Below are 23,535 nucleotides of genomic sequence, written 5' to 3'. Positions count from 1 at the left end.
TCTGCGCAAGTCAGAAGTGACTTCAAAAGCCGATCAGAAAGGCGTATCTTCAGCAGATGAGCTTTTTTGCAATCATAGCTATTGTCCTGGCCTCCGTGGTGGTGATGGAATTTGTCGCATGGGGCGCGCACAAATATATCATGCACGGTTTCGGCTGGAACTGGCACCGGGACCATCACGAGCCCCATGATAACGTGCTGGAGAAAAACGATCTTTATGGCATTGTCGGCGCGGTGATGAGTATTTCCATGTTTGCTATCGGTAGCCCCATGATCATGGGCAGCACCGCTTGGGAACCCGGCACCTGGATAGGGCTCGGAATATTGCTTTATGGCATTATCTACACCCTGATCCATGATGGTCTGGTGCATCAGCGATACTTTAAATATGTACCAAAAAGCGGTTATGCCAAGCGGCTCGTGCAAGCCCACAAGCTGCATCACGCAACCATTGGCAAGGAAGGCGGCGTGAGCTTTGGTTTTGTATTTGCCCGTGACCCGGCTAAGTTGAAGGCGGAGTTAAAGGTACAGCGCGAGACTGGAAAAGCGGTCGTCAGAGATTCCGCTGGCGCGACCTGAACCCGTTCCATTTGAACATCGTAAGACCGATCCCGGCAAAGATCATCGCGCTGCCGACGAAAAACCGCGTGGTCAGCGTTTCACCCAGCAGCAACACTCCGCCCAGCGCGGCAATGGCCGGCACCGAAAGCTGAGAGGCGGCGGCCGTACTGACGGACAATCTCGGCAGGACAGCATACCAGGTAATATAGCCCAGCCCTGATGTGATGGTGCCCGAGATTATCGCCAACAGGATGCCAGTTGGTTGGACCTGTTCACCGCTGCCGAGCAACGGGATCAGGAGCAAGCACAGCACCGCCGCGCCGACAAAATTCCGCGCTGTCGCAAGAGCAGGCCGCGCCGCGCCCTTGCCGGCCCAGCTATAGAAACCCCAAGAAATTCCCGCGAGCGCCATGATCAATCCGCCAACCAGTGGTGGCGCAGTATCTCCTGGTGCCAGAAAGACAGCTAATCCGGCAATGGCCAGCAACAAGCCGGCCCATTGAATAGCCGTCGGATAGATGCCGCGAAATATGCCGATCATCTGCAGGCTCAATTGTCCGGCCGGAAACAGGATCAACGCCCCAATGGCGGCATCCAGGGACACATAGGCAAAGGAGAAACTGACCGCATAAACAAAAAGTGCAACCGCCGGAACAATCGTATCGCGCCGCGGCAGAACCGCACTGCGATGACGAAAACCAAATAGCAGCCCCAACAGGATCGCACCGGATACTAGGCGGATGGCAGTAAAGCTAGCCCAGTCGATGGTGTTTTCGGCAAGTGCCGCGCGATTCAACAAACTGTTACCGGCAAAGGCACACAGCGTCAGAACTAGTAAAAGCGCGGTTAGCCATCGCCCGCCAATATGGTCCGACGACTGATCAGCAGCAGCCACTAACCGGCAAGCGTAGGTACAACCGGTCCGCCCAGTTCAATCGCCTTTTTATAGCCTGCCCGTGCCATCATCCGCTTGCCATAATCCATCGTTGCCGGGCGATTGGCGAGCATACCCGCCGCCATGGCGAGCTCGACAACATACATGATATTGATATCAGCACCGGTGAAGCCGTCGCCAACCAGGAATTCACGATTGTCGATATGGTGCTCAACATAGTCGAGCAGTTTGACCACCTCGCCCTCGACGAAGGGTGCATAGCCTTCGCCCAGTCCGCCGAAACGCGGTGCGAGCATTTGCACGATCACAGGGTTGGCCAATGTGCCCTCGGCGAAATGCAGCCATTCTAGATACTCGGCCCGGTCTTTGGAACCCGGTGCTGGCGCCAGCTTGCCATCGCCATATTGCTCCAGAATATACTCAATCACCGCCCCCGATTCCATCATCAGATGGCCATCGATAATCACCGTCGGTGCCTTGGCCAGTGGATGGATAGCGGCCAGATCGGCTTGCGCACGCATGGTTTCGGGATGCCTCTGATGCCGCACCATTTCATATTCCAGCCCGAGCTCTTCCAGCAGCCAGATGATACGGGTTGAACGGCTATATTCCAGATGGTGCAATGTGATCATGGCTGAGGCTCCTGTGGGGTTTGAACAGTTTCGCTATGCCAAAGCCTAGGGGCTGTCAAAAGCACAAACAACAAAAACAATGTCTGAGCGCGCTGTGTCTGCGCGCAACGCCGTCTCAGCCAGGCATCTAGTGTCCCACCACACCCAGACTTTCAAAGGGCCTGTCATTGTCGCTATATTTCTCGACCAAGGTCGCACTGGCTTCATTCAGACCGATCAGTTCGACCGTCTTGCCTTCGTTCTGCAGGCGCTCGACAATTTTGTCGAGCATGCCAGTCGCCGAGATATCCCAAAAATGCGCATCATGAACATCGATAATCACCGTATCAATGCCTTCTTCGTTAAACTCCATCGCTTCATAAAGCATATCGACCGAGCCGAAGAATATCTGGCCGCCAAAGACATAGCGGTGCGTTGTCACCTCGACAAAATCCTGAATGGTCACCAGCTGACGTACTTTCCAGGCGAAGAAGATACCGGAGAGCAGAACGCCGGTAAGCACACCGATAGACAGGTCATGGGTCGCAACCACCATTACGACGGTCGCAATCATTACAACATTGGAAGGCCACGGATGATGGGTGATCTCGGTGAAGCTTTTCCAGCGGAAGGTGCTGATGGACACAAAGATCATCACCGCCACCAGCGCCGGCATCGGGATCTGCGCCACGAGCGGGCCAAGGCCCACGATCAGCACCAGCAGCATCACGCCAGCCACAAAAGTCGAAAGACGGCGGCGACCGCCTGATTTGATGTTGATCACCGACTGGCCAATCATCGCACAGCCACCCATGCCACCGATCCAGCCAGTCACAAAATTGGCAATGCCCTGACCATAGGTTTCGCGCTTCTTGTCACTGCGGGTCTCTGTCATGTCATCAACGATTGATGCGGTGAGCAAGGATTCCAAGAGGCCAACCGCTGCCATCGCCAGCGAATAAGGCGCAATGATTTGCAGTGTTTCCCAGGTTATCGGGATTTGCGGAATGTGGATCCATGGCAGGCTATCGGGCAACTCACCCATGTCGCCTACAGTCGAGACATCCACCCTGAAATATATGCTGACCGCTGCCAGCACGATGATTGCCGCCAATGGTGAGGGCACCCAGCTGGTCAGTTTTGGCAAACCATAGATGATGGCGAGGCCTGCAGCGACCATCGCATAGGTTTGCCACGTAAACGCTTCACCGGTCAGTTGCGGCAATTGGGCCATGAAAATCAGGATCGCCAGCGCGTTTACAAAGCCGGTAATCACCGACCGCGAGACAAAACGCATCAACAGGTCCAGCCGCAGCAAAGCCGCTATGGCTTGGAAAATACCCATCAAGATAGTCGCAGCGAACAGATATTCGACCCCATGATCGCGCACCAAAGGTACGACCAACACCGCCACTGCCGCTGTCGCAGCGCTAATCATCCCCGGCCGGCCGCCGATCATCGAGATTATCACCGCGATGGAGAAACTGGCGTAAAGGCCAACACGCGGGTCGACACCGGCGATAATCGCAAAGCCAATAGCTTCCGGAATCAAGGCAAGAGCCACCACCAGACCGGCCAAAAACTCGGTTTTCGGATTGGATAGCCAGTCGCGCTTGAAATCGCTGTGTATTGCCATGATTCGGTCCCCACCGATTGAAATGTCAGATTAAAATGCTGCAACGCAACATCATCAGGCGCGGCCATGGCCTATTGGCCTGCCACCGTCAAGCGAAGCGCCACTCTTTGCATCCGTTTCAGATCAAACGGCTATGCGAAAGTCTTCCGTCACCGTGGCTACTGCTGCAATTTCCTCTTCATGCTGGATTTCGCGCTGCGTTTCAGCAAGAGCCTCGGTCTCCCAGGCCTCCATCGCAGGATGGGATATGATGTGATCCACCCATGCCCGGCCTTTTGTCCCAATATCAAGGTCATAAGTCCGCACACGATAGGCAACCGGCGCATAAAAAGCATCAACAGCGGAAAAACTGTCCCCGGCCAGCCATGGTCCGCCAAAGCTGTCCAGACCTTCGGCAAATAGCTCGCCAATCCGATCGACATTGCGCTGCAGCGGCGCATCAACATCATGTAACCTGGCCCGTACACCGACATTCATCGGGCAAATATTGCGCAGTGGTGCGAAACCGCCATGCATTTCGGCCGTCGCACAACGGGCCCAAGTTCGCGCTTTTTCGTCCACCGGCCAGACACCATCATGCCGTTCGGCGAGATATTCCATGATAGCGAGTGAATCCCAAATCGTGCGGTCACCATCCTTCAGACAGGGGACCTGCGCATTGGGAGCAAAGGTCCGAAAGCGCTCGTAATTGTCCGGTTCAAAATAGATAATGTCGTCTTTGAACGGGATATCCAGCGCCTTCATCAAGATCCACGGGCGCAGAGACCAGCTTGAATAATTGCGGTTTGCGGTGATCAGCGTGTAACTCATAAAATTTCCTTCGGGCTGACATAGCCAGGGTCATGATGAAACGGCATCCCGCGGCCTTCTGCCAGAGCCCTCAATATGCTGGCGAAATCAGTCTTTCCTCTAAATCCAAGAAGCCGCTCTGCTTTACCCGGATCATAAATACGGTCAATATGGTCCGGTAACACCCAGCCATTTTTCTTGTACAAGGCTTTGGCTTCGGGAAAATAGCGCGCGATAACGGACGGTGCATCTTCGATCAGCTGCCTGCAATCTTCCCGGGCAAATGGCGTCGGGGCTGATAATATGAACGTCTCGAACCCCAGGTCAGTAATGGCATCCAGTGCCGCTATATGCGCCTGAGCGGCGTCCTCAACAGTCAATCGCCGATTTAAAAATTCATTGGCTTTCAGATTGGGGCCACTTGGCACTTCAAGCGTGTCATCATCCTCCGGGAAAAATCGGCCGGTGCGCAAAACCGCAATATTGATGCCGTGCAGCTTGTGATAGAGGCGGCACAAATGCTCCGCCGATATCTTTGTCACGCCATAAATATTACGCGGTTTGAGCGGTCCGAATTCTTCATCCAGCCAAAAGGCCTCTTCGGCCCCGCCCGCACGGCCAGCACGCACGTTCTCGGAAATCATCAGAGATGTTGTTGACGTAAAAATAAACCGATCATGACCAGCCTGCACCGCCGCTTCCAAGAGGTTCAGCGTTCCCGTCACATTAACATCGACAAAGGCGCTGTTCGGGTATCGGACAATATCAGGTTTATGCAGCGCACCCGCATGGATCACCGCTTCAATGCCATGGTCGCTGAAAGTCTTGTCGATCAAGGGACGGTCGGCCACCGAGCCAACGATGTCTGTATTATCCCCGGTAGCAATGTCCAGACCGACCACTTTGTGACCGATGGCCTCAAGCCTGGGTGCGAGAAACCTGCCCAACCAACCCGATGAGCCGGTGAGCAGCAGTTTCATCAGGCGCCACCGATCAGTTCACGACCGATCAACATCCGGCGAATTTCATTGGTCCCTGCGCCGATGTCGAGCAACTTGGAATCGCGCCAATAGCGCTCTACTGGCCAATCGGTGGTGTAACCGGCACCGCCCAGTGCCTGCACCGATTCTTCGGCGACACGGACACTGCTTTCTGACGCGTACATGACAGCCCCAGCGGCATCGAACCGCGTTGTCTGATTTGCGTCACACGCCTTGTTCACAGCATAGACATAGGCCCGCGCACTGTTCAGCCGGACATACATATCGGCAATCTTGCCCTGCATCAGCTGGAACGTGCCAATGGGTTTACCAAATTGCTTGCGCTCACGAACATAGGGGATGACGGTATCGAGGCACGCTTGCATCAGTCCCAAGGGGATCGCGGCCAGCACCGCGCGCTCATAATCGAGACCGGACATCAGTACGCCAACACCGCCATTAATCGGCCCCATGACATTTTCTTCCGGCACTTCGCAATCGTCAAATACAAGCTCCGCTGTCGGGCTACCCTTCATCCCGACTTTCTCGATTTTCTGGCCGATGGAAAAGCCCTTCATGCCCTTTTCAATGAGGAAAGCGGTAATACCACCAGACCCCGCATCGGGTCGGGTCTTGCCATAAACCACCAATGTATCCGCATCGGTTGAGTTTGTGATCCAGAACTTGGTGCCATTCAATATATAACCGCCCTGCACCGCGTCGGCCTTGAGTTTCATCGAAACCACGTCCGAGCCCGCACCGGCTTCCGACATGGCGAGTGAACCGACATGTTCTCCGGAAATCAGTTTTGGCAGATATTTCGCTTTCTGCTCTGGCGATGCCCACCGGCGGATCTGATTGACGCACAGATTGCTATGCGCACCATAGGATAGTCCGAGCGCGGCACTTCCGCGGCTTACTTCTTCAACCGCTATGGCGTGCTCCAGATATCCCAGACCCAACCCGCCATCTTCTTCCTCTACGGTTACACCATGCAGGCCAAGCTCGCCCATCTGTTCCCAAAGCTCGCGCGGGAACCAGTCGTCCCGGTCCATTTTCTGGGCGAGCGGACTGATCTTCTCATCGGCAAAGCGCCGTGTCGTATCGCGAATTTGATCCGCCATTTCACCGAGCTGGAAATCAAAATCAGGGGTAGCAATCATATCGTCCTCAACTTTCTGGGACGCGCATATCATATTTGGTTGCTACTGCGACCAAAATTTGCAGCAAAATTTTACGGCGGAATGTGGTGCGCAGAGGATTGCCGATCTCGCTCAGCAATGCCATAGGCCCGGCCATGCTCTATGATCTTGCCCGCCCATTTATTTTCGCGCTCGAAGCGGAAAAAGCCCACGGCCTCACCATTGCCGGGCTAAAGACCCTGCCCTTGGGACCTGCGCCCAAATCCGACCGGGTTTTAGCCACAACCGTCGCGGGACTGGATTTTACCAATCCCATCGGCATGGCGCCCGGCTTTGACAAAAATGGCGAAGTGCCGGACGCGCTGATCCGCATGGGCTTTGGCTATGCAGAGGTTGGCACGCTCACGCCCCGTGCGCAGCCGGGCAATCCCAAGCCGCGAATATTCCGATTGCCAGAGGATAAGGCGGTCATCAACCGGTTGGGATTTAACAATGAGGGTCAGGAAAAAGCTGCACCCCGTCTCAAGCGGATGCGTAATCGGATGGGCAAAGGCGTCCTCGGCATCAATATTGGCGCGAACAAGGACAGTGAGGACCGTATTGCCGACTATGTCATCGGCGTCGAGAATATGGCGCCACTGGCAGATTACCTGACCGTCAATATTTCCTCTCCCAATACGCCCGGCCTGCGCGCTTTACAGGACAAGGGCGCACTGGAAGAATTACTGGCAGCGGTCATGCAAGCGCGCGGTGATCACAAAGTGCCGGTGTTCCTCAAAGTAGCTCCCGATCTGGAACCAGCCGATATCGATGACATTGTCGATGTCACCATGAAGCAGAAGATTGATGCGCTTATCGTTTCAAATACAACGATAACGCGACCCAGTCTGCAATCGGGCAATCAGGATGAAACCGGCGGCCTGTCTGGCGCGCCATTGAAAGACCTAGCGCTGCAACGCCTTAAGGATTTTCGCAAGGCGAGTGGCGGTGAGATTCCGCTCATCGGCGTAGGTGGCATCGCCAATGCAGAGGATGCTTATGAACGTATTCGTGCGGGCGCTTCGCTTATCCAGCTTTACACCGCGATGATATATGAGGGCCCAACCATGGCGCGTGCGATGAGCTGTGGACTGGCTAAACGGTTAAAGCGCGACGGATTTATATCCGTTTCAGATGCCGTGGGAGCTGACGACAAATGATTTGCCAAACAGACAAGCCATCCATAAAACTTGGCACCATGAAAAAACTCCTGACTTTGCTCGCTTTTTTCCTGATCACTCCGCTCGCCGTTCCGGCCAGTGCGCAAAATGCCGGTACTGCCGCATCAGCCCATCCCGAAGCCACCAAAGCCGGGTTTGAGATGTTGCAAGCTGGCGGCTCCGCAACCGATGCCGCCATGGCAATGATGCTGGCGCTCACTGTTGTCGAACCGCAATCGAGCGGCATTGGCGGCGGTGGCTTTTTGCTGCACCATGATGGCAAAAGCGGCTGGATGGAAACGATCGACGGGCGCGAAATGGCTCCTGCCGCTGTTGCCCCGGATCGCTTTCTCGGCGAAGATGGTAAGCCGCTGGGATGGCGCGACGCAACGCCGGGCGGGAAATCCGTAGGCGTGCCCGGTAACATGCGGCTGATGGAGATGGCGCATAAAAAATGGGGTAAACTACCCTGGGAAAAACTGTTTGACCCTGCAATCAGGCTTGCCGAAGAGGGCTATGCAGTGAGCGCGCCGCAATATGACTGGATGAAGCGGCTCGAAAAACTCTGGGTGAAATTCCCCGACATGCAAAAGCTGTACTGGCGTGATGGTGCCCCTGCTCCGCGCGGGACGATCATTAAAAATCCTGAGCTCGGTCAATTGCTCCGTGAACTTCAGGCCGGCGGAGCCGAGGCTTTTTATTCAGGTGAGACAGTGGCCGCGATTTCGGCGGCAGTTGGCAATGCAACGCAAAACTCGTCGGTGCTGACACAGCAGGATTTTGATAATTACAGCGCAATTTTAAGACAACCAGTCTGCTCCACCTATCGCGAATATCGGATTTGCGGCATGGGCCCGCCATCCTCGGGAGCGACAACAGTTCTTCAGATTTTAGGCTCCATCGAGCGATTTGACATGGGCGCGCTCTATGAAAAAGAACCAGCGCGCGCATGGCATGTCATCGGCGAAGCGATGCGGCTCGCTTATGCGGATCGCGAAAAATATCTGGCGGATCAGGATTTTGTGTCGGTTCCGGTCGCTGGCTTGATTGACAAGAATTATTTGGCAAAACGTTCAAAGATGATCGCATTGCAGCGCACACGGCCGCAATTTCCGGGGATAGAAACCTATCCTGCAGGAAATCCACCTGGCGCTTCGCCTCGTACGGCCGCTATTTCATCGGAAGTTGCTGGAACAACCCATTTCACTGCCGTCGATGGTGAAGGCAATATTGCCAACATGACATCCACAGTCGAAGGGCCGTTTGGCAGCCAATTGCTGGCCCGCGGAATGGTGCTCAACAACGAACTCACGGACTTCACATTCGCACCGGAAAAAGATGGAGCACCTGTTGCAAACAGGGTGCAGGCAGGCAAACGCCCCCTTTCCTCAATGTCGCCGACAATTGTTTATGATGCCAAAGGACAACCGATTCTCGCCTTGGGTTCGGCGGGCGGGAAGCGCATCATCATGCATGTTACCAAAACCTTGATCGGCGTGTTGGATTACGGATTGCCGCTGAAAGATGCCATGGCGATGCCCAATATCTATTTCGGCGGCTCGGGACTGCTGATTGAAAATGACAGTGATCTGATTGCCTTGCGAAATGACTTGGCTCGCCTCGGTCACACGGTAGTCACCAACAACCTGCCTTCAAAGCTTGCTGGCGCGCAGAAAACTGACAAGGGCTGGGTCGGCGCAGTTGATCCGCGTAGCACCGGTGAAGCGGTTAGCGAGTTGCCTTGAGGGAGACAATTCCCGTCTCTATGTTGGAAACCATTGCCCGAAACTTTTATCCACGCTAGCCTATAGCCATAATTGGGGGCTGCCCGTTATTGGGATTGGCCGCGCGAGAGGGTGAATAGAGTGTCGGCAAAAAAAGCGAGCAACCGCTATCTTGAATTTGACGGGTTTTCCAACCTTGTTTCCATGTTTTTTCAGCGCGCCAGCGAAGGTGGTGACAAGCCGTTCTTAAGCGCGAAAATAGACGGGGAATGGCGCGCAATAAGTTGGGCGGAAGCGGCGAGGCAAGTGGCGGCACTGGCCAAATCATTCCAGAAACTCGGTTTGAAACCAGGCGACCGCATCATGCTGGTGGCCGATAATTGCCCGCAATGGTGCATTGCCGATCTGGCGATCATGGCGGCAAAATGTATTACCGTCCCGACCTACACGACCAACACGCCAAACGATCACCAGCATATATTGGACAATAGCGGTGCGAAAGCGGTGATTGTCTCCGATCAGAAACTGGCGCAAAACCTGATACCTCCGGTCATAAAATCTGCAGATGCCGATATTGTAATCGGCATGTCAGACCTGCGCATCGGCCAGTCGGGTGATTTTTCCATTCATCAGTGGAACAAACTGATTGAAGGCACGGACGAGGATGTTGCTGAAATAAGCGCTGATGCCGCCGACATAAAACGGGATGATGTTGCCTGTATCATCTATACGAGCGGCACAGGCGGCAAGCCCCGCGGCGTGATGCAGCCGCACGGTGCAATCCTGCACAATGTCAAAGGGCCGGCAGAAGTCATCGAAAATGATTTTGGATGGGATGACGAGGTATTCCTGTCATTCCTTCCCCTAAGCCATGCCTATGAACACAGCGCCGGACAGTTTTTCCCAATCGGCCTGGGCGCGGAAATCTATTATTCCGAGGGGCTCGAAAAGCTTGCCTCCAACATTGAGGAAGTCCGGCCAACCATAATGGTCGTGGTTCCGCGCCTGTTCGAGGTTTTGCGCCAACGGCTCATAAAAACGGTCGAAAAACAGGGCAAGATGCCGAATTATCTACTCGGCAAGGCATTGGCTATGGGCGAACGGGTGGCCAGCGGCAAAAAACGCAAGCGTGACAAGCCGATGGATATTTTCCTGAACAAGACACTCCGTCCAAAGGTCCAGAAACGCTTTGGCGGGCGGATCAAGGCGATGGTATCAGGCGGGGCGCCACTTAACCCAGATATAGGGGTGTTTTTTCAGTCATTGGGGCTGACCTTGTTGCAAGGCTATGGCCAGACCGAATCTGGCCCGATTATTTCCTGTAACCGGCCACGCACCGGCCTGAAAATGGATACGGTCGGCCCACCGATGATCGATACGGAAGTCAGGATTGCCGATGACGGCGAAATATTGGTTCGCGGCGAACTGGTCATGAAGGGCTATTGGCGCAATCAGGCCGAAACTGACCGCGTCATTATCGATGGATGGCTGCACACCGGCGACATTGGATTGATCGACGAAGCAGGGCGGGTTGCGATAACCGATCGCAAGAAGGACCTGATCGTCAATGACAAGGGTGAAAATGTCGCTCCGCAGAAGCTTGAGGGCATGCTGACCCTGCAACCGGAAATATTACAGGCGATGATCATTGGTGACAAGCGGCCCTACATGGTCGGGCTCATTGTACCTGATCCGGAATGGGCACTGGAATGGTCCCGCAAGGAAGGCATGGCTTATGACTTCCTCAAACTACAGGCCAATCCAGCCTTCAAATCAGCGGTGAGCAAAGCGGTTGACCGGGTGAACAAAAACCTGACGGTGACCGAAAAGGTCCGCCGTTTCGAGTTTGCCGATGAACCTTTTGCAATCGAAAACGAAGAACTGACGCCGAGTATGAAGATCCGGCGCCATATCATTCGGGAACGCTATCAAGAGCGATTAAACGCGCTTTACAAAAAATAAGTGCGTCAGTTGCTCTAAGAAATCAGCTTTCAGTCTTGGTATAAGGTACGAACGAACCGAAAGAACAGCTGTCCACAAATGTCCCGGTTACCAGATCTTTGACCTGAGCGATTTCACCGCGACATAAGTTGCTGGAAAACTTGCGTGTGACCAGCGTGTTGCGATCAACATCGCGGCATCCGCCATGAGGTTCGTTTACATACAAGGTCTTGGCGTTCCGCGACCGGCTGTAGACAAGATACTTATCACCGACGACCCGCAGATTATCCTGGTCGATCCGGCTAATACAGCTTACCGGCTTGCCGGCCGTTCTCCCGGCGACGATCTTGTCAAATTTGGTCTGATCTTTTTCGCTGAGCTTGATTTCAGAGGTACCACTATGTGCCGCCGGCGCCGCGAGCATTATCGCCAGAGGTAATGTGAAGATCATTTTACGCATAACTATTCTCCTTCGATGTCCCCCATCGATGAAATAGTGTATCATACATTGCCGGGATTCTGAAATCCGTAAAATTTCCTATTCAGAAATTGTCCTTGGCGGTGCGCCGATCCGCCAATTGCTCCACCGAAACCGCACGCATGAATGGATTGGTGGCCGCTTCCAATGCGATCGTCGTCGGGACAGTGGCTTCGCCTTTTGCACGGGCAGCCAACACTGAATCCATACGCTCTTTCAGTGCCTGATTATCCGGTTCTGCCACCAGGGCATATTCACCATTGGCCTGCGTATATTCATGCGCACAATAGACCTGTGTATCACCCGGCAATTTCGACAGTCTCTGCATATTATCAAACATTTGAGCGGCCGTTCCTTCGAACAATCGTCCGCATCCCATCGCAAACAGCGTATCCCCGACAAAAACGACTTTCTCGTCGGCAACATGAAAAGCTATGTGACCTGCCGTATGAGCTGGAACGTCGATGACATCCGCCACGACACTGCCCAAACGAACCTGATCACCCTCTTTCACCATCCTATCCAGGGTTGGAATGCGGTCTTTTTCCGCTTCCGGACCGGTAATGTGGCAACCAGTCGCTTCCTTTATCTCGGTGTTGCCGCCGGTATGGTCCGGGTGCCAGTGGGTGTTCCATATCTGGGTGATTTTCCAGCCACGCGCATCTGCTTCAGCAAGAACAGGCCCGGCGACCGCCGGGTCGACTACCATGGTTTCCTTGGACTGTGGCTCATGGACCAGCCAGACATAATTGTCGGACAAAACGGGAATACGGATGATTTCAAGCATAGGTAGCAAATTACCTTTTTTCCCCAATCTTGTCGATAGTTAACTGGCCGCTAACCCTTTTACACTAAGGCCCGCAACCTGATTACCGGTGTTTTCGGAGAGGAAGCCAGTTGCGTATTTGGGTTATATTTCTGGCATTTATAAGCCTGTGCGCTCCCGCGAGCGCAAATGTTTCCCTCGCCGATGAGCTGTGCACTTTCGGCACCGGCCTCGATGGCAAGATTTCCGAAGTTGTCGCAAAAAGCGACCAATTTGACTGCTCCGACAACAAATATGACTTCGCCGGGTCAAGATTATGGGTCAAAGTCCCGTTCCAGGCAGGTTCACTCCCTGCAGGTGCTATCGAAGTACAAGGCGACAATAATGGTTTAAGCGCTATGGCGGTGCATTCCATATTGACCGACGGCACAATCAAGTCCGCCTATTTTTCGGAACAGCAAGTGATCGACAGTTGGCGTCCCAAGGGTCATTATGGCCTGCCAATACCGGGATCTGAGGATGCCGCAACGCGCAGCCAGATCGAAACGGTGTATCTTTCGCTCGATAATCCGCGCGTAGCCAGTTCAATAACATTGATACAGCTTGCGTCGAAAAAACGATGGGACGATCTCAAACTGCCACTATCGACCATGTTTGCTCTTCTGTGCGGCATGGCGATCATGCCTTTTTTCTACAATGTCTTTTTCTATGGTGCCCTGAGACATAGCTTCATGCTTTGGCACAGTGTCATGATACTGGGAACGGTGGTTTATACGTTCAGTTCTTCCGGCTTAATCTTCCTGGCTTTCCCCGAAACAAGCCTGACGATGAAGTTTCTGCTGAACTATTGGACCCTGGCAATTGCAATCGCCGCCAGCGGGTTTTTCCTCGATCGGTTTGTGGAGCCCGGGAAAATTGCGGGATGGCTTCGCCCGATCCTTCTGTCGACGGCCGTTCTACCGGTTTTTGTAACCGCCTATGTTTTCCAAACTACCGACGGATATGAAACCCAGACTCGCAATTTCTATCATGCCTCTTTCATCCCATATTTGCTCGTCGTCCTTTATACGATGGTTCATGCCCTGCGGCGCGGCAGCAAGGCTATCTGGTTTCAGATTGCAGCATGGACACCGATTATCGGGTTCAGTTTCGACCGCATTGCCCGCGGTATGGATCTCTATATCGGGATCCACGAGCTTGATTATGGGCTCTATTTCGTATTGGTATTGGAAACTATCATATTGGCTTTCGGTGTCGCCAACCGGATCATGAGACTGCGTCGCAGGCATGAGCATACGCTGAAGGAACAGGTTGAACTGACCCTGCTCGCCGATACAGACGGCCTGACAGCGATCAGCAACCGCCGCGCCCTGGAAAAAGCGTTCACGCGAAACATGGTCGATCGGAAATATAGCCATTTGGCGATTTTGGACATCGACTTTTTCAAGCAGGTCAACGATCAATATGGCCACGAGACCGGGGACGAAGTGCTCCGCGTAGTCGGCAGGGAACTGGGTCAAACGCGTCATTTCACCGCGCGGATTGGCGGCGAGGAATTTGCCCTGCTGATGAAACCCGACGAGCGCGGCAGCCGCAAAAGTAATCCTGCCGCGGAAATGACCAGGATTTGCGAGGTGCTCATTCGAGCAGTCTATGAGAATGTTCGTGAAATCAAACAGCCCGTCACATTTTCCGTTGGCATAACCGCGATACCAAAACGAACGTCCTTGCGGGCGGTGATGTCAACCGCTGACAAACGCCTCTATGATGCCAAGAATAATGGCCGCAACCAGGTCGTCAGCTTTGACCTTTCCAACCTTGACCCAAGACCGGGATCAAGCGTGGCGGTTGGTTAGCGGGCAGAGAAGCCCTACCATTCCCCTATATTCTCCATGCTCGCCCATGGTTCCTGAACCGGCAGATTATCACCCGCCTGTAACAGTTCAACCGAGATATTGTCGGGTGTCCGGACAAAAGCCATATGCCCGTCGCGCGGCGGCCGGTTGATCGTAACGCCAGCGTCCATCAATATCTGACAAAGCTCGTAGATATTATCGACGCGATAGGCGAGATGACCGAAATTCCGGCCGCCGTCATAATCTTCGCTGCTGCCATCTTCCGCTGGCCAATTATAAGTCAGCTCAACCTCTGCAACGTCTTTTTGCCCCGGCGCGGCGAGGAAGATTAGCGAGAAACGCCCCTGTTCACTATCGTAGCGACGCACTTCTTCAAGACCCAGAAGATTAAAGAACTTTACCGTAGCATCCGGCTCCGTAACCCGCAGCATTGTATGCAAATATTGAATCGGCATCGTCGAAAAACTCCATTCGTCGCTGTTCAGAAACAGTTCATCGCAGTAACCGCAAAGCCAGACTGCGATCTTACAAACAGTTTAAAAGGCTTGGAACGAAAGGGAAAGAGCAATGACTGATAATGTTGAAGGCAGCAAATTTCTGGATAAAAAGAATAACGTATTACTGGTTAGCGCGGGATTACTGACCATCGGCCTGATCGCCGGCGGCTATTTATTGGGAGATGGGTTGCTTCGCTCGAAAATGGCGGACCGCAGCGTAACTGTGCGCGGACTTGCTGAACGTGAAGTTACGGCCGACCTCGCGACCTGGACGATCGCTTACAGTGCACAAAGCACCAATCTGGCCGAGGCACAAGCCGATATGGATCGCGATACTGCGGCAATCGGCAAATTTTTTACCGAACTGGGTTTTGAAGGAGATGCATTGAAACCCACAGGTGCCAATGTGAACCAATATACCAGTAACGGCATCCCCCGTTACACTATCCGTCAGCGACTGTCTCTGCGCACCGATGATATCGAGAAAGCCCAAGCGGCCGTCGCCCGACAATTTGACCTAGTCCGCCGCGGTGTTGTCCTAGAGGACGGTTCGGGCATGAGCTATACGTTCACCAAGCTTGATGAAATCAAACCGGAAATGGTTGCCGAGGCGACGAAGGACGCCCGTAAATCAGCTGAGCAATTTGCCGAGGATAGCGGAACCGATGTCGGCGGGATCAAGTCCGCGACCCAGGGATATTTCTCGATCAACTCGCGGGACGGTGATAGCGGCGGCTATGGAGTGACAGACACACCATATAAGAAAGTGCGTGTTGTAACGACTGTTAACTTCTATCTCGATTAGAGCGAGACGACACGGTCCGGCTGTTCATGTTGAACCATGTCGCCCTTCAATCAAATCCTGATTCTCAAGAAGCGCCGCTGCTAGAAAGCGCATCAGCAACTTTATGCGCGGCGTATTCTTGAGATCGGGATGGGTGAGCACCCAGAAATCGGCTACTGGAAAGGGCGCCAGTGATTGCGGCAAGCGCATAAGGTCAGGCTCTGGATCACTCATGTAACATGCGCCCCTTATCATCCCATGGCCGTTAAGTGCAGCCTTGTGACGCAAAGTGATGTCATCACTCATCATACTGACCGGCGCATCGGGAAACGGACTATCGGCAATCCAGCGTGGTGCCCCTGAAGGGGTCACGGCCACAATCCACCGCCGATCCGCTGGCCCGGTTTTCTCAAGATAATCACGGCGGCAATAATAGCTCAACGCATATGGAAAAAGACGGCGACCCACCAGATGATCCGGCGGTTTCGCCACACCCCTGATCACGACATCTGCCTCTGATCGATCAAGGTCGGCAAAACGATAGCTGCTGAGCAGTGACAGTTTTATGTCCGGATATTGCCGGCAAAAATCGGCAAGATAATCGAGCAACAGATATTGCCCCAATACGTCTGGAATGGACAGTGTAATCGGTCCGGATAATTCTGTTTCACTTGCCTTGCGCCGACGATCAGCGGAAAAGCTGATCTCCTCAATCCGCTGTGCAGCCTCGACCAGTTCCGCGCCCAGTTCGGTTTTCCGGTACCCGCCAGCTGTGCGTTCAAAAACAGGTTTGCCATAACGCTCGTTAATCACCGCCAACCGCCGCGACACCGTGCTGTGCGTAACGCCTAACAGCAATGCTGCCGCCCGGACCGTGCCTGACCGATCAAGCGCAAGTATGAATCGATAATCATCCCAATTTTCCATTGGTGCATTATTGCACCACAAAGAAGGAAAATACATCCACTATTTCAACAAAAACGGTTCTAATAAGGTGCGATATCGCAACGCGAAATAGCTCAAAGGCATTTCAATCATCAAAAAAGGCTTCTACCCATGACGATCCACCGTACTGCCCTGAACCTGGCTTCAACCCTTGCCGTCGCAATGGCCATGCCATCTTCCGCCCTTTTGGCGCAATCATCGTCTTCACCGGAATCTACAGCCGCAAACTCCCGATTAACCGTTGCCAAAGGCCAGTATCTCTCCATCATCATGCCAGAAGCAAAGTCGGATTCTGATGCAGCCCGCCAATCCTATTATCGCCAGGCGCTGCCGCTGGGTCAGAAGTTCGGCCTGAAACGAGAGGTTCAGCTGAAGATCGATAATCGAGTGATCAGCGACTACAAACCCGCTGGACTGATATTTTTCTCTTATCCGGATCAGGCCTCTGAAAATCAGTTGGCGAACCAGCCCCAATGGCCCGCGATTAAGGCCCTGCGGCCCGGGGCCTGGAATGAACTCAGGATCTACAGCGCGGCTGTTGAAAATGATCTTGATCTGACCTTTGACCCTGACAAATATTACAGCCTGGTCGTCGCACGGACCAATCCGGACAAGCCGGAAGACTATCAGCGCTATCTGGCCGGTATTGAAAAGGCCGTACATGAAGCAGGCGGGCGATTCATCTACAAGATGAAAAATCCCAAGATGGAGGCTCATGCGACGTCGCTAAACGCGCCTAGTCAATTGACGTTTGTGGAGTGGGATGCTCCCAATGGCTTCGCAAGAGTGCAACAGACCGAAGATTATAAAGCCAGCGCGCCATATTTCCAATCTGGCGTAACGAACGTTGAATTTTATTATATGTCGGTTAACGGCAAATCATAACAACCGCCCGTTGATATCTTCCTGCGTTCCAGCGATATAAGGGGACGATGCAGGGTAATGTCGAACATCCGCAAACAGCCGGAAAAGCCATTGTGGTTTTTGATGCGGAGTGCATTTTATGTTCGGCCAATGCGCAGTTCATATTGCGCCATGATCACAAGCGACGTTTTCTGCTGGCGTCGATGCAAGGTGACTTTGGCAGCGCGCTTTACCGGGAATATGATATTGATCCCGCCAATCCCGAGACCCTGATTGTTGTCCAAGATAACAGGTTGCTGCGCAACAGCGATGCAGTGTTGGCGATTTATGCGAGACTTGGCTGGCCATGGAGAGCCGTCTCTGCGCTGAGCTTCCTGCCGAAATTTTTGCGTGACCCGGTCTATTTGTTTGTGGCGCGCAACCGATATCGCATATTCGGGAAACGCGACACCTGCTGGCTTCCACAGCCGGAATTTCAAGACCGCATGCTGTGAAGACCATCCTGATCTTCGGAGGCTATGGCGGCTTTGGAGGGCGTTTGTCTCAGTTACTTGCGGCGCGTGGTCACCATGTCCTGGCGGCCGGACGCAATCTCGAAAAAGCCAGGCAATTCTGTCAGGCAATCCAAAATGCCGAACCTGTGCAGGCAGACCGTAATGGAGATATTGCGACCATCCTTGCGCGGCACGAACCGGATATTGTCATCGACGCTGCGGGTCCGTTTCAAGGCAGCAGCTATCAGCTTGTAGAACAGTGCATTAAAGCCGCCGTCCCGTATCTCGATCTGGCCGATAGCCGGGATTTTGTGTGCGGCATCGACAGGCTGAACAATATCGCTACCAACGCCGGAGTTCCGGTCATTTCCGGCGCATCCAGCGTACCTGCCCTGTCGGGAGCAGTGATCCGCCATTTGGCATCAGAGCCTTTTCGGATCCAGGCAATCGAGATAGCGATCAGCGCTTCCAACAAGGCCGCCGCAGGACCATCGGTCAGCAAAGCCATTCTCAGCTATGTTGGAAAGCCGATAACGATACGGCGCGGAGGACAATGGCAAACCGGTTATGGTTGGCAAGACATGGGTCATGTCAGTTTTGCTCTGCATGGCTCACCGGTGATTGATAATCGCCTGGTCGGACTGGCAGACGTTCCCGACTTGGATCTTGTGCCCCGACAGTTTGCCAACCAGCCTGCTGTTCATTTTCGTGCAGGTACGGAGCTGGGATTTCAGAATCGGGCATTATGGCTTGCAAGCTGGCCTGTGCGCTGGGGCTGGATCGGGTCGCTAAAACCAATGGCGAAGGCTCTGCTCAGATTGCAAAACATGACCCGTGCTATGGGTTCTGACATATCCGCAATGAAAGTAGACCTGTTCGGCCACAAGGATGATCAGCCCTGCCAGAAAAGCTGGACCTTGATTGCCCGAAAAGGCGATGGCCCGCAAATCCCGACATTTGCTGCCGTGATCCTGACTGAAAAAATACTGCAGGGGCAGCTAGAATCCGGTGCATATGATGCCAGCAAACTTCTCACGGTGGCAGAATTTCAGCCGCTGTTTGACGGCTATGCCATTTCTCATCAGACCCGGGCCGTCGACCCGGGACCATCGCTTTACCAGCGGGTCATGGGCTCCGAATTCACCAAGCTGCCGTCCAGCTTGCAAAAACTGCACAGCGTTGTTCGCGATGGCGGCTTTCGGGGCAAAGCACAGGTTGCGAATGGCACAAACCCCTTTGCCAAACTGGCTGCGAAAATTTTCGGATTTCCGTCAGCCGGCGTACATGATCTCAACGTTCACATTGCAGTTGATGAGACAGGTGAAACCTGGACACGCCGCTTTTCGGGAAATGCTTTTTCCAGTCGCCTGCAAAAAACCGGCGATCATCTAACCGAGCGCTTCGGACCTTTTCAGTTTCTGTTTGCTTTGCCGAGCACAGATAATGGCCTTCGGATGGAAATGACTGGCTGGAAATTCTGGTTTGTTCCGCTGCCACTCTTCCTCGCCCCCCAATCACCGGCAAGCGAATGGGACGGCGATGGAAAGTTCCACTTCGATGTGCCGATTATTTTACCGGTCGTCGGACTGATGGTCCATTATCACGGCTGGCTGGAGCCTACGGAAAGTTGATGGCTTAGCTTGGACAATCGCCCTGACGCTCTGCACCGATATTCATGGCCAGTTTGGCAGTTTCGCCGCTGTCCGGATCTTTTATGTCGAATGACATAGTGCTGTCATAACCGTCAGGGTTAGCCTGTCCGGTCATGACAATATTGATATCGCCTTTGGCTGTGCCTTTGCAGGTCATTTCCAGATCAAGTGAAGTCGCCGACCCCTCGTCCTTGATGGTTTCGCATTGACCGCCCAAAGCTCCGGACATTTGCTTGGCCGCCTCTTTCCATTGCTGACCATTGTCGCCGCCTTTCATACAAAAAAGACCACCAGTGCCGCCGCCAGCCGCCTGTTCCATTTGCGCGATAGTTCGCTCTTTAACGTCCGCCGATATGCCCGGAAAGTCCAGCTCGGTAATTTTGACCGTCTGTTTATACTCGCCTTCTGTTGGACTGCCATCTCCACCACTGCCACAAGCTGCCAGCATGAGAGGAGCCGACAAAAGTGGTAAAAGATATTTGTTGGTCATGGCAATGAGGCTTTCTTTTGTTGCTGTGCGAGGCTTGTATCGCCCGTCAAAAGGATTGAAAAGCCTGGCGATGTAAATCCTATTCGGCGACGGTTGCTACAAGCTGTGCAAGATATTTCTGTGCCGCTTTGGCCGAACGGCTTTCGGCATCGATTTCAACCGCCTTTTCCCAGTTAATCTTGGCCTGTTCAGCGTCGCCGCCGGCATAAGCAATATTGCCCGCTTCCAGAGCAATAGCCGGGTCGCGTTCTGCCAGTTTGGCAGCAACTGCGATATCGGCCTTGGCGATCGCAAGGTCTCCCATCCGTCTTGCCAGTGTTGCAGATAGCAGCCAGCCGAGCGGGTCTTGCGGAGCCAGCTTGTGCACCATCACGAATTCTTTTTTGGCCGCCTCATAGTCATTTAAAGCGACATGCGCCCGGGCTCGATCGAGATGAACTTCGCCCTTCTCCAACCCGATCAAACTGCCCTGCACCAGCGCGGCATTAAGATATTCCAGCGCCTTTTGCGCTTCGTTTCCGGCCAGTGCCGCGTTACCTGCCTGTGCCCAAAAATTGGCAACGCGGGGATATTTGGCAACCTCCGCCTCTCTGGCGGCTTCGGCAAAGGTTCTTGTCGCCGCTATCCAGTTAAACTGTTCCGCATAGGCAAAGCCGAGGCAGTGACGCGCCAGAAATCCCCCGCCTTCTATGCGCCACTTATTGGCCTCCACAACGCCGCTTGCCGGATCGTCGACCGCCAGATCGACACATTCGTTGAACCGGACTTCGGTCATCGTCATCGGCGCAGAGGGGTTAATTGTCTGCGGAACCGGTGATCCAAAAGGTGAAGTCGATTGGGCAAGGATAAGGAATGCGGAAATGAACATGAATAAAATTCCATCGGCCCCGAGTCTGTCAAAGGGTGTTTTGCGATAGTCGATAAATGTGGTTCGACAAGCTCACCACTAACGGCTTTCTTTCAGTTACATTCAATCCAGCCGCGAAACCACGTCGATCAAAAGCTCAATATCCTGATCGCGTGACAGGCGGTGATCTCCGTCCTTTACCAAATGCATCTGCACGTTCGCTGAACGCATTTTCTTGGCGATCTCCAGAGTATAGGCCCAAGGCACGTCAGCATCCTCCTGTCCGTGCAGTAACCGCACCGCTCCATCAAATGCGATTTCCTTGTGCAAAAGGCGATTAGCCTCGCCCGACTGCCAGAAAATATTGGTCGTGACATAGGGGTCTTCGCTATATTCGCTATGCTCTTCCAGCTTGCCTTCCCGCAGAATCGTCATTTTCTGTTCCTGCGTGAACCCCCAGTCGGTAAAATCGGGAGCCGCAGCAATACCGACCAGCGCTTTCACCCGCATCGGCCGGGCAAGCGCAACCAGCAGCATCAACCAGCCACCCATGGACGAACCCACCAGAGTAATGGAACCGGCTGTCACTTTCTCGATCAAAAACAGCACGTCATCGCGCCAGTTGATCAGACTCTGGTCCTCAAACTCCCCGCCGCTGGCCCCGCATCCGGCATAGTCAAGGCGCAGCATGGCGCGCCCTTGATCCTTGGCCCATGCATCAAGCGCCAGAGCCTTGCCACCTTCCATATCCGACATATAGCCGGGCAGAAACACCAGGGTGCTGCCTTTGACACCCGACTTGGCTGCGCGATAACAATAGGCGAGATTGGCACCACCCGGACGCTGCATGTAGAGGATATCTTCTTCCATTTAGTCTTCCGCTAATCGTTTGTGCTTGTGCCTACGCAGAGGTACGCGGCCAATCAACTTAAACGTGGGAAGAACCGAAATAAACAATTCCAAGGCACAAAAATGCGATAATCAGCATGCCCACACCGCTTAGCATGGGCCGCTTATATTTGGGTAGCAATCCGGTCAGTTCGGCCGGCGGATCACCGGTAAAACCAAGCTGCCAATGCGGGCGGGCTTTAATCCCGTCATCCAGTCCAAAAACATGCGAACCACCCGTTAGACCGCGATAAACCAGATCACCGAAATGATAGGCTTCACTGCGCCACTGGTTTTCGAAAAACAGGAACGTGTTTCCAATAGTCTCGATCCGGATCGATCGTTTGCGTGCACCTTTACCGTCGCGGTGCCAGACGGAGTAATTGTTGCTCATAACGGATTAATCCATAAAATATAGCAGCTTACTCACTCTTACCATCATTTCCTTGCAAAAACCTTTCCACCGCTGCGGCATAGGCTTCAGGATTGTCCAACATAATGAAATGCCGGCTGTCGTCGATTTTTTCGAATGTGACGGTCTTGGCCCCTGCAAAAGCCTCTTTATACATCTTGCTAATCCGTGGCTCAGCCATCACACTGGTATCGACCGGATAGAGCATAGTGACCGGTATGGTGATCCCAGGCAGCAAAGGCCGGACATCGGTCGTCATCAGATCGTAGGTCAGCTGCGCCATTGTACCGGTGTCGGCTGCGCGCGCCCATGCAGCAATTTGCTCCCGCCCCGCCTCTGTTCGCGACATGGTTTGCAGGGTCCGCTCATCTACTTGGCTACTGCCTTTCGCTATCAACGCGTCCCGCATTGCAGCTGCCTGAGGCTGAAGCGTTTCAACTGTGGTGTCCGGGCCAAATAGCAAACCGAAAAATGGCAGGCTGTCTATGATCATCGCTTTTTCGACGCCCTGAGGATAGCGCGCCGCCAAACTCATCGTCGCCAGACCGCCAAGCGAATGGCCAATTAACAGCGCTTTTTGGCGATTATTGCGATCGACAATTTCATCGTCGATATAATCGGTCAGCTCGCGGATAAACGGCTCCAGTAATGGTCCGTCTCGATCAGACATTGGCGCATCGCCAAAACCCCGCATCTGGATGACATGGAGCCGATAACGGCCTTTGAGTTTGGCACGTGTCGCTTCCCACACAGTGCGGGGTGTTGAAAGACCGGGAATCAGGACGACATCACGGCCCTTTCCTTCAACCAGGACAGTAAAATGCCTACCACCCAGCAATTGAGCTCCGTTCGGCAAATCGATCCGCTCACCTCGCGCAGCCGTCGAAACCAACGGCTTGGCAGATTTCGTGGTGGTGCAAGCCGATAATAACAGCACCGTTGCAAGTCCTAGAAAAAACCAGATCTTCATTTGCATCCTTACTTTCCTGCGCGCCGCTTCTGTACTTCAGAAAAACGTCTTCAATCACCATATCAAAAAGGCTTGTTGTCTGAAAGGCGGACGGCGGTTGACTTGGCCGGACCAT

The 23,535-nt window shown here is 53.6% G+C and carries 24 protein-coding genes; 9 read left to right on the top strand and 15 right to left on the bottom strand.

Annotated features, from left to right (window positions below):
- Positions 1–56: 56 nt before the first annotated feature.
- The gene (locus DK507_RS05355; protein WP_109355332.1) at positions 57–578 is read left to right on the top strand and encodes a sterol desaturase family protein; all 522 of its coding nucleotides are present in this window, start codon (positions 57–59) and stop codon (positions 576–578) included.
- Here DK507_RS05355 and DK507_RS05350 read toward each other — a convergent pair.
- The 6 genes from DK507_RS05350 to DK507_RS05325 all read right to left on the bottom strand — a co-directional run bounded on the left by DK507_RS05350 (position 553) and on the right by DK507_RS05325 (position 6,634).
- Positions 553–1,455, bottom strand: coding sequence for a DMT family transporter (locus DK507_RS05350; protein ID WP_216822335.1), 903 nt, complete (start codon positions 1,453–1,455; stop codon positions 553–555). The two genes, DK507_RS05355 and DK507_RS05350, sit on opposite strands and share 26 nt — an antisense overlap.
- Positions 1,455–2,087: a glutathione S-transferase family protein gene (locus DK507_RS05345; RefSeq protein WP_109355331.1), complete on the bottom strand. Its 633-nt coding sequence runs from the start codon at positions 2,085–2,087 to the stop codon at positions 1,455–1,457. Before DK507_RS05345 ends, DK507_RS05350 begins: the two co-directional genes overlap by 1 nt.
- A gap of 127 nt (positions 2,088–2,214) precedes the next feature.
- Entirely contained in the window at positions 2,215–3,702 is a 1,488-nt protein-coding gene (locus tag DK507_RS05340) for a SulP family inorganic anion transporter (protein ID WP_109355330.1), read from the bottom strand.
- A gap of 123 nt (positions 3,703–3,825) precedes the next feature.
- The gene (locus tag DK507_RS05335; RefSeq protein ID WP_109355329.1) at positions 3,826–4,512 is read right to left on the bottom strand and encodes a glutathione S-transferase family protein; all 687 of its coding nucleotides are present in this window, start codon (positions 4,510–4,512) and stop codon (positions 3,826–3,828) included.
- The gene (locus tag DK507_RS05330; RefSeq protein ID WP_109355328.1) at positions 4,509–5,471 is read right to left on the bottom strand and encodes an NAD(P)-dependent oxidoreductase; all 963 of its coding nucleotides are present in this window, start codon (positions 5,469–5,471) and stop codon (positions 4,509–4,511) included. Before DK507_RS05330 ends, DK507_RS05335 begins: the two co-directional genes overlap by 4 nt.
- Positions 5,471–6,634, bottom strand: coding sequence for an isovaleryl-CoA dehydrogenase (locus tag DK507_RS05325; RefSeq protein WP_109355541.1), 1,164 nt, complete (start codon positions 6,632–6,634; stop codon positions 5,471–5,473). Before DK507_RS05325 ends, DK507_RS05330 begins: the two co-directional genes overlap by 1 nt.
- Before the next feature lie 134 nt (positions 6,635–6,768).
- Between DK507_RS05325 and DK507_RS05320 the strand changes: the two genes are divergently transcribed.
- The 3 genes from DK507_RS05320 to DK507_RS05310 all read left to right on the top strand — a co-directional run bounded on the left by DK507_RS05320 (position 6,769) and on the right by DK507_RS05310 (position 11,498).
- Positions 6,769–7,812 carry a quinone-dependent dihydroorotate dehydrogenase gene (locus tag DK507_RS05320; protein ID WP_109355540.1) on the top strand — a complete coding sequence of 348 codons (1,044 nt, stop codon included), beginning with the start codon at positions 6,769–6,771 and terminating at the stop codon, positions 7,810–7,812.
- 38 nt (positions 7,813–7,850) lie between these two features.
- Positions 7,851–9,557 (top strand): gamma-glutamyltransferase, encoded by a 1,707-nt coding sequence (ggt, locus tag DK507_RS05315; protein WP_109355539.1) that lies wholly within the window; start codon positions 7,851–7,853, stop codon positions 9,555–9,557.
- Between the two features lie 183 nt (positions 9,558–9,740).
- Positions 9,741–11,498: a long-chain fatty acid--CoA ligase gene (locus DK507_RS05310; RefSeq protein WP_109355538.1), complete on the top strand. Its 1,758-nt coding sequence runs from the start codon at positions 9,741–9,743 to the stop codon at positions 11,496–11,498.
- Between the two features lie 22 nt (positions 11,499–11,520).
- On the opposite strand, the gene DK507_RS05305 is transcribed toward DK507_RS05310, so the two are convergent.
- The gene (locus tag DK507_RS05305; RefSeq protein ID WP_109355327.1) at positions 11,521–11,937 is read right to left on the bottom strand and encodes a hypothetical protein; all 417 of its coding nucleotides are present in this window, start codon (positions 11,935–11,937) and stop codon (positions 11,521–11,523) included.
- Positions 11,938–12,019: 82 nt separating this feature from the next.
- A complete protein-coding gene (gene gloB, locus DK507_RS05300) occupies positions 12,020–12,742 on the bottom strand; it encodes a hydroxyacylglutathione hydrolase (protein ID WP_109355326.1) in 723 nt (240 codons plus the stop codon).
- A gap of 110 nt (positions 12,743–12,852) precedes the next feature.
- Between gloB and DK507_RS05295 the strand changes: the two genes are divergently transcribed.
- On the top strand, positions 12,853–14,577 hold the full coding sequence (locus DK507_RS05295; protein ID WP_109355325.1) for a diguanylate cyclase: 1,725 nt from the start codon (positions 12,853–12,855) through the stop codon (positions 14,575–14,577).
- Between the two features lie 14 nt (positions 14,578–14,591).
- Here the strand turns inward: DK507_RS05295 and DK507_RS05290 are convergent, their stop codons facing one another.
- Positions 14,592–15,032 (bottom strand): VOC family protein, encoded by a 441-nt coding sequence (locus DK507_RS05290; protein ID WP_109355324.1) that lies wholly within the window; start codon positions 15,030–15,032, stop codon positions 14,592–14,594.
- Between the two features lie 112 nt (positions 15,033–15,144).
- Here DK507_RS05290 and DK507_RS05285 point away from each other — a divergent pair, with 112 nt between their 5' ends.
- Entirely contained in the window at positions 15,145–15,879 is a 735-nt protein-coding gene (locus DK507_RS05285) for an SIMPL domain-containing protein (RefSeq protein WP_109355323.1), read from the top strand.
- Between the two features lie 24 nt (positions 15,880–15,903).
- Here DK507_RS05285 and DK507_RS05280 read toward each other — a convergent pair whose 3' ends face one another.
- A complete protein-coding gene (locus DK507_RS05280) occupies positions 15,904–16,785 on the bottom strand; it encodes a LysR family transcriptional regulator (protein WP_162558905.1) in 882 nt (293 codons plus the stop codon).
- Positions 16,786–16,914: 129 nt separating this feature from the next.
- On the opposite strand from DK507_RS05280, the gene DK507_RS05270 reads away from it, so the two are divergent.
- From DK507_RS05270 to DK507_RS05260, 3 genes are read left to right on the top strand one after another with little or no spacing between them, the layout of a single operon-like run.
- Complete coding sequence (locus tag DK507_RS05270) at positions 16,915–17,688, top strand: hypothetical protein (protein WP_162558904.1); 774 nt, start codon at positions 16,915–16,917, stop codon at positions 17,686–17,688.
- 47 nt (positions 17,689–17,735) lie between these two features.
- A complete protein-coding gene (locus tag DK507_RS05265) occupies positions 17,736–18,161 on the top strand; it encodes a thiol-disulfide oxidoreductase DCC family protein (protein WP_109355319.1) in 426 nt (141 codons plus the stop codon).
- Positions 18,158–19,792, top strand: coding sequence for an SDR family oxidoreductase (locus tag DK507_RS05260; protein ID WP_216822334.1), 1,635 nt, complete (start codon positions 18,158–18,160; stop codon positions 19,790–19,792). Before DK507_RS05265 ends, DK507_RS05260 begins: the two co-directional genes overlap by 4 nt.
- Positions 19,793–19,796: 4 nt before the next feature.
- On the opposite strand, the gene DK507_RS05255 is transcribed toward DK507_RS05260, so the two are convergent.
- From DK507_RS05255 to DK507_RS05235, 5 genes are all read right to left on the bottom strand, one after another.
- Positions 19,797–20,303 (bottom strand): DUF3617 family protein, encoded by a 507-nt coding sequence (locus DK507_RS05255; protein WP_109355318.1) that lies wholly within the window; start codon positions 20,301–20,303, stop codon positions 19,797–19,799.
- A gap of 79 nt (positions 20,304–20,382) precedes the next feature.
- Positions 20,383–21,171 carry a hypothetical protein gene (locus DK507_RS05250; RefSeq protein WP_109355317.1) on the bottom strand — a complete coding sequence of 263 codons (789 nt, stop codon included), beginning with the start codon at positions 21,169–21,171 and terminating at the stop codon, positions 20,383–20,385.
- A 102-nt stretch (positions 21,172–21,273) separates the two neighbouring features.
- A complete protein-coding gene (locus tag DK507_RS05245) occupies positions 21,274–22,020 on the bottom strand; it encodes a carboxylesterase (protein ID WP_174209022.1) in 747 nt (248 codons plus the stop codon).
- A 58-nt stretch (positions 22,021–22,078) separates the two neighbouring features.
- Complete coding sequence (locus DK507_RS05240) at positions 22,079–22,432, bottom strand: hypothetical protein (protein WP_109355316.1); 354 nt, start codon at positions 22,430–22,432, stop codon at positions 22,079–22,081.
- 28 nt (positions 22,433–22,460) lie between these two features.
- Complete coding sequence (locus DK507_RS05235; RefSeq protein WP_109355315.1) at positions 22,461–23,426, bottom strand: alpha/beta fold hydrolase; 966 nt, start codon at positions 23,424–23,426, stop codon at positions 22,461–22,463.
- Between the last annotated feature and the right edge of the window lie 109 nt (positions 23,427–23,535).

The sequence above is a fragment of the Sphingorhabdus sp. EL138 genome (assembly GCF_900258045.1).
GTDB lineage: Bacteria > Pseudomonadota > Alphaproteobacteria > Sphingomonadales > Sphingomonadaceae > Parasphingorhabdus.
The sequence above is the reverse complement of the archived record's forward strand: the minus strand, read 5'-3'. Positions and strand labels throughout refer to the sequence as shown.

Excerpts from the sequence above, each read along its gene's own strand:
- DK507_RS05325 (WP_109355541.1), bottom strand. The coding sequence starts at position 6,634 with ATGATTGCTACCCCTGATTTTGATTTCCAGCTCGGTGAAATGGCGGAT.
- DK507_RS05285 (WP_109355323.1), top strand. The coding sequence starts at position 15,145 with ATGACTGATAATGTTGAAGGCAGCAAATTTCTGGATAAAAAGAATAAC.
- DK507_RS05305 (WP_109355327.1), bottom strand. The coding sequence starts at position 11,937 with ATGCGTAAAATGATCTTCACATTACCTCTGGCGATAATGCTCGCGGCG.
- DK507_RS05235 (WP_109355315.1), bottom strand. The coding sequence starts at position 23,426 with ATGCAAATGAAGATCTGGTTTTTTCTAGGACTTGCAACGGTGCTGTTA.
- DK507_RS05345 (WP_109355331.1), bottom strand. The coding sequence starts at position 2,087 with ATGATCACATTGCACCATCTGGAATATAGCCGTTCAACCCGTATCATC.
- DK507_RS05280 (WP_162558905.1), bottom strand. The coding sequence starts at position 16,785 with ATGGAAAATTGGGATGATTATCGATTCATACTTGCGCTTGATCGGTCA.
- DK507_RS05250 (WP_109355317.1), bottom strand. The coding sequence starts at position 21,171 with ATGTTCATTTCCGCATTCCTTATCCTTGCCCAATCGACTTCACCTTTT.
- DK507_RS05240 (WP_109355316.1), bottom strand. The coding sequence starts at position 22,432 with ATGAGCAACAATTACTCCGTCTGGCACCGCGACGGTAAAGGTGCACGC.
- gloB (WP_109355326.1), bottom strand. The coding sequence starts at position 12,742 with ATGCTTGAAATCATCCGTATTCCCGTTTTGTCCGACAATTATGTCTGG.
- DK507_RS05290 (WP_109355324.1), bottom strand. The coding sequence starts at position 15,032 with ATGCCGATTCAATATTTGCATACAATGCTGCGGGTTACGGAGCCGGAT.
- DK507_RS05355 (WP_109355332.1), top strand. The coding sequence starts at position 57 with ATGAGCTTTTTTGCAATCATAGCTATTGTCCTGGCCTCCGTGGTGGTG.
- DK507_RS05245 (WP_174209022.1), bottom strand. The coding sequence starts at position 22,020 with ATGGAAGAAGATATCCTCTACATGCAGCGTCCGGGTGGTGCCAATCTC.
- ggt (WP_109355539.1), top strand. The coding sequence starts at position 7,851 with ATGAAAAAACTCCTGACTTTGCTCGCTTTTTTCCTGATCACTCCGCTC.
- DK507_RS05330 (WP_109355328.1), bottom strand. The coding sequence starts at position 5,471 with ATGAAACTGCTGCTCACCGGCTCATCGGGTTGGTTGGGCAGGTTTCTC.
- DK507_RS05255 (WP_109355318.1), bottom strand. The coding sequence starts at position 20,303 with ATGACCAACAAATATCTTTTACCACTTTTGTCGGCTCCTCTCATGCTG.
- DK507_RS05270 (WP_162558904.1), top strand. The coding sequence starts at position 16,915 with ATGACGATCCACCGTACTGCCCTGAACCTGGCTTCAACCCTTGCCGTC.
- DK507_RS05320 (WP_109355540.1), top strand. The coding sequence starts at position 6,769 with ATGCTCTATGATCTTGCCCGCCCATTTATTTTCGCGCTCGAAGCGGAA.
- DK507_RS05310 (WP_109355538.1), top strand. The coding sequence starts at position 9,741 with ATGTTTTTTCAGCGCGCCAGCGAAGGTGGTGACAAGCCGTTCTTAAGC.
- DK507_RS05335 (WP_109355329.1), bottom strand. The coding sequence starts at position 4,512 with ATGAGTTACACGCTGATCACCGCAAACCGCAATTATTCAAGCTGGTCT.
- DK507_RS05265 (WP_109355319.1), top strand. The coding sequence starts at position 17,736 with ATGCAGGGTAATGTCGAACATCCGCAAACAGCCGGAAAAGCCATTGTG.
- DK507_RS05340 (WP_109355330.1), bottom strand. The coding sequence starts at position 3,702 with ATGGCAATACACAGCGATTTCAAGCGCGACTGGCTATCCAATCCGAAA.